A 4,881-nucleotide genomic window follows, 5' to 3' on the forward strand; every position below is an offset into this window, starting at 1 on the left:
CGGATCAACCTCGCCACCGCCGCCACTCCCGCCCTGAGTGACGCGGTGGCCGCACAGCTCAAGACCTTCCTCGACAGGTGTGCGGAACAGACCGTGTTCCAGCCCGCCAATTGTCCCTTCGGGTTCGAGACGGAGAACCGGGTGGCCGGACCGATCGACTGGTCCATCACGGAGTACCCGGAAGTCCGCATCGAACCGTTCAACGGCGACTGGATCATCTCACCGCTCACAGGCACCGTTCTCCTGGAGACCCGGCTGCAGGACCTGTTCACGGGAATCATCGAGCCTGTCAGCGTCCCGCAGGAGTTCGGTTTCACCGCCCGCCTCGCCGTGACCGAAGAAGGCATCACGGTCACCCCCGTGGTGGAGTACTAGGGCTAGTCCAGACCGCGCAGGTCGAGGGTCAGTTCGGTCTCCCCGTCCGCGTTGAGGATGACCGGGATCCCCCAGTCCTGCTGGTACAGGTGGCAGGCCGCATGGTCCGGGATCTCTCCGCCCGGTTCGCCGTCGCAGGCCGCCGCGCGCGCGGTGATGTGCAGGACGCCCTCGGGAACCTCGTCGGAGAGCACCAGCCGGCGCTGCAGCCCTACGCCGGTGCCTCCACCGGAGACGAGCAGCGCCTCCGGCGAGGAGGAGATCTTCAGCTGCGTGGGATCGCCCCAGCGGTCGTCCAGCTTCTGCCCCTTCGGCGCACTGAACCTGACGGTGACACCGAACCCGCCGGCTGCGACGGTGGTCTTGGGCCGCTGCGTCTGCGAGGCGCCCTCATCGACGGCAAGTGCCTCCTTGGGGATGGGCACCCGCACCAGCTGGTGCTTGTTTGCCTCCACCACGATGAGGAGCGGTTCGCCGCCTGATTCCACCGGCGCCTGATCCACCAGCACGTCGGACGGCTCGGCAAGCCCGCGGATGAGGGTGGAGACCTGCCGCGTCGCCGGGTCGTACCGACGGACGGCGCCGTTGTAGGTGTCGGCGACGGCGATCGACCCGTCCGGCAGTGCCGTGACTCCCAGCGGGTGCTGGAGGCGTGCCTGCCCCGCCTCGCCGTCGCGGAACCCGAAGTCGAACAGGCCGGTGCCGATCGCGGACTGCACCTGGGTGCGGCTCCGGCCGTTGACCGTGACGAAGCTCAGGACCCGCAGCGCGGAGGTCTCCGAATCAGCAACCCAGATGTTCCCATGCGCGTCCTCCGCCAGGCCCGAGGACTGTGCGAACCACGCGGCGGTGGCGTCGCCGTCGAGCAGCCCTTCCAGTCCGGTGCCGGCAAGGATGTCCACGCCGCCGGTCAGTGGATCGAAGGTGAAGATCTGGTGGGTGCCGGCCATGGCCACGACCACCCGCTCCAGCGTGGTGGACCAGATGACGTCCCAGGGTGAGGACAGGGAGATGTTCAATGCGTCGGTGCCCAGGAACGTGTCCTCCAGGCGCGGTGCTGCGTCCTCCGGGATGTCCTCGGCGTCGCCGCCGAGATCCAGGGAAACCTCCTCCAGCTCGACCGGGCGGGCCTTGACCTGGTTACCGGCGTCGAGCAGCCGCTGCACACCGTTCCCGGCAACGGTGGTCACTGCCCCGGTCTCCAGGCTGAGGGCGCGCAGGCGGTGGTTGACCGTGTCGGCGAGAACGACGTCGTATCCCACCCGCCGTGCGATCTGCGCTGGAAGGAGCGTCAGTCCCTGCGGTTCGTTGAACTGGGCTGTGTCAGGACCGCCGTCCGCGACACCGCGGGTGCCGGAGCCGATGGTGCGCCGCACGGTGGTGAGATCGGCTTCCAGCTCCACCAGCCGGTGGTGGCCGGTGTCGCCCACGAGGAAGGTATTGCTGGCGGGCAGTGCAAGCACCTTGCCCGGGAAGCGGAGGTCCCCGGCGGTGGGCTCTGCGGGCACGTAGGGGCCGTCCCCCCGGTGCAGCGTGCCCTTCGCCTCGTGCTCCGCCACGAGTTCCTCGACGAGGGACTCCAGTCCGGCGGCGTGGCCCTCACCGGAGAGGTGCGCAACGATGTAGCCCTCGGGGTCGATCACCACGAGGGTGGGCCAGGCGCGGGCCGTGTACGCCTGCCAGGTATCCAGCTCCGGGTCATCGAGCACCGGGTGGTGGATTTCATACCGTTCCACGGCCGCCGCAAGGGCCACGGGATCGGCCTCATGCTCGAACTTGGGTGAGTGGACGCCGACCGTCACGAAGACATCCGAGTACTTCTCCTCGAGCGGCCGGAGCTCGTCGAGCACGTGGAGGCAGTTGATGCAGCAGAACGTCCAGAAGTCGAGCAGGACGATCTTCCCGCGGAGATCCTCAAGGGTCAGCTGCTGTCCTCCCGTGTTGAGCCAGTTCCGTCCAACGAGTTCGGAGGCGCGGACGCGGTAGCCGACGCGGAGCGAGGTTTCGGTCATTCAGGATCTCCTGGTGGGGTTGGGCGCTGTCCTTGGCGAGTGCCATGCGGGGGGTGCCCGGCGGAGGACCGGGTGCGGTCCCGTTCCGCGAGCGAGGCGAACATGTTGTTATAAGCCGAAAGTTCGGCGTCGTTATTCCGTTCCGCCGCGCGGTCCTTGCGGCGGGTCTCCCTGGCATCGCTGCGGGACCACATGACCGCGACGCCGATGGCGAGCAGGAGCGTGGGTATCTCACCGATCCCCCAGGTGACCGCACCGCCGATCTGCTGGTCGGCGAGGGCCGACGGGCCCCAGTCCCGGCCCATGTTGCCGAACCAGGAGGCCTGCAGCAGGGAGGTTCCTCCGGTCAGTGCCACACCGAAGAACGCATGGAAGGCCATGGTGGCGAAGAGAAGCAGCAGCCGCAGCGGGTAGGGTGCACGCCGCGGGATGGGGTCGGTGCCGATCATGGTCAGCACAAAGATGTAACCGGTGAGCAGGAAGTGCAGGTTCATGAGCTCATGCCCCACGTGCTCACGCAGGGCGAACCCGAACAGCGGCGAGTAGTAGAAGATCACAATCGACCCCGCGAAGTTCGCCGCAGCGAACAGCGGGTGGGTGACCAGGGCGGAGAACTTCGAATGGACGATCACCAGGATCCACTCGCGGATACCCCTGCTGCCGTCCCGGCGCGGGGTCAGCGCCTTCAATGCCAGTGTGACGGGTGCCCCGATGACCAGGAACAGCGGGACCACCATGGTCAGCGCCATATGGTCGATCATGTGTGCGCTGAACAGCACCATGCCGTAGACGGCGGGGGCCCCGGAGGTGAAGTATGTCAGCGCGGTCAGTCCGGTCAGCCAGGAGATCAGCCGGAGAACCGACCAGGAATCACCGCGCCGGTGCAGCTTGGCCATGCCGAGGATGTACGCGGCAGCGACCGTGACGGCGAAGGCGATCCACAGCCAGTCCGGGCGCCATTCCGTCAGCCAGCGCATCGGCGTCGGCTCCGGTGGCAGTTCATAGCCGGTAAGGATGCGCGCCGGACTCGCGTCGGGCTGCAGTTCCTCCAGACGCGGCGGCGCGGTCCGTGCCAGCGCGACGGCCACCCCGGAGACGGCCCCCATGATGGCGAGTTCGACGGCGATGAGCTGCCAGAGCACCCGGCGGGCGGACAGATTGGTCTCCAACTGAGGGATGACCCACTGGCGGTGCATGAGGCCGATTCCGCCGAGGAAGATAGTGGCGATCGCCTTGAAGGTCACCAGCAGCCCCCACTCGGAACTGAGCTGGGAGAGGCTGCCGATGCGCAGGCTGGCGTTGATGATGCCGGACAGGAACACGAGGGCGAAGGCAAACCCGGCGAGGGCGGAGAAACGCTTCAGGACCGCCGCAGTCTGGGTTCCGAGTTTTCCGCCGATCACGGCCAGGACAATGATCCCGCCGACCCAGAGGCAGACGCCCACCAGGTGCAGCAGGATGGAGTTCACGGCGGCGTTATGGTCATCGCCGCTTGCCGAGTGGCCGATCAGGGCCATCGGCAGCAGACCGCCGAGTGAGAGCACCAGCGTGAGGGCAAGCCAGAGGCTCGAGCGGGCGCCGAACGTCATGGTTGCGGCGACAGCGGCAATCATGGTGGTGGCCAGCCAGGCCCTGCCGGTGTCGAAGTCCGTCAGGTAGGACGCCAGGCCCTGGGTGTAGACGGGGTCGCCGCTGAGCGGCAGGCCTGCGGCGTCCGAGTAGGTGAGCACCATGACGGCAAGGGCGGAAAGCGTCCAGGCTACCGCCGCCCAGGACGCCAGCGACATCACCCGGGAAAAGGCAGGCGTTTCCTCCGGATCTTCTCCTTGGTCTCCAACTGAGGGATGACCCACTGGCGGTGCATGAGGCCGATTCCGCCGAGGAAGATAGTGGCGATCGCCTTGAAGGTCACCAGCAGCCCCCACTCGGAACTGAGCTGGGAGAGGCTGCCGATGCGCAGGCTGGCGTTGATGATGCCGGACAGGAACACGAGGGCGAAGGCAAACCCGGCGAGGGCGGAGAAACGCTTCAGGACCGCCGCAGTCTGGGTTCCGAGTTTTCCGCCGATCACGGCCAGGACAATGATCCCGCCGACCCAGAGGCAGACGCCCACCAGGTGCAGCAGGATGGAGTTCACGGCGGCGTTATGGTCATCGCCGCTTGCCGAGTGGCCGATCAGGGCCATCGGCAGCAGACCGCCGAGTGAGAGCACCAGCGTGAGGGCAAGCCAGAGGCTCGAGCGGGCGCCGAACGTCATGGTTGCGGCGACAGCGGCAATCATGGTGGTGGCCAGCCAGGCCCTGCCGGTGTCGAAGTCCGTCAGGTAGGACGCCAGGCCCTGGGTGTAGACGGGGTCGCCGCTGAGCGGCAGGCCTGCGGCGTCCGAGTAGGTGAGCACCATGACGGCAAGGGCGGAAAGCGTCCAGGCTACCGCCGCCCAGGACGCCAGCGACATCACCCGGGAAAAGGCAGGCGTTTCCTCCGGATCTTCTCC

The 4,881-nt window shown here is 67.4% G+C and carries 3 protein-coding genes and 1 pseudogene; 1 reads left to right on the top strand and 3 read right to left on the bottom strand.

The genetic code is table 11. The features are described from left to right. Positions 1 to 375 (top strand): annotated as a pseudogene (locus X803_RS19580) (hypothetical protein); the annotation flags it as partial. 2 nt (positions 376 to 377) lie between these two features. On the opposite strand, the gene X803_RS0111830 reads toward X803_RS19580, so the two are convergent. The 3 genes from X803_RS0111830 to X803_RS19590 form a co-directional block, all read right to left on the bottom strand. After that, entirely contained in the window at positions 378 to 2,387 is a 2,010-nt protein-coding gene (locus X803_RS0111830) for an NHL domain-containing thioredoxin family protein (protein WP_026545299.1), read from the bottom strand. Beyond that, positions 2,384 to 4,174: a bifunctional copper resistance protein CopD/cytochrome c oxidase assembly protein gene (locus X803_RS19585; protein ID WP_253907459.1), complete on the bottom strand. Its 1,791-nt coding sequence runs from the start codon at positions 4,172 to 4,174 to the stop codon at positions 2,384 to 2,386. The genes X803_RS0111830 and X803_RS19585 overlap by 4 nt, the downstream gene beginning before the upstream one ends. Then, on the bottom strand, positions 4,174 to 4,881 hold a 708-nt coding region (locus X803_RS19590), incomplete at its 5' end, for a copper resistance D family protein (RefSeq protein WP_173400914.1). The genes X803_RS19585 and X803_RS19590, both read right to left, overlap by 1 nt.

It is taken from the genome of Arthrobacter sp. 35/47 (assembly GCF_000520475.1).
Lineage (GTDB): Bacteria > Actinomycetota > Actinomycetes > Actinomycetales > Micrococcaceae > Arthrobacter_D > Arthrobacter_D subterraneus.

What these genes read in the sequence shown, in the direction of transcription:
- X803_RS19585 (WP_253907459.1), bottom strand. Translation starts at nt 4,174, where the DNA reads ATGTCGCTGGCGTCCTGGGCGGCGGTAGCCTGGACGCTTTCCGCCCTT.
- X803_RS0111830 (WP_026545299.1), bottom strand. Translation starts at nt 2,387, where the DNA reads ATGACCGAAACCTCGCTCCGCGTCGGCTACCGCGTCCGCGCCTCCGAA.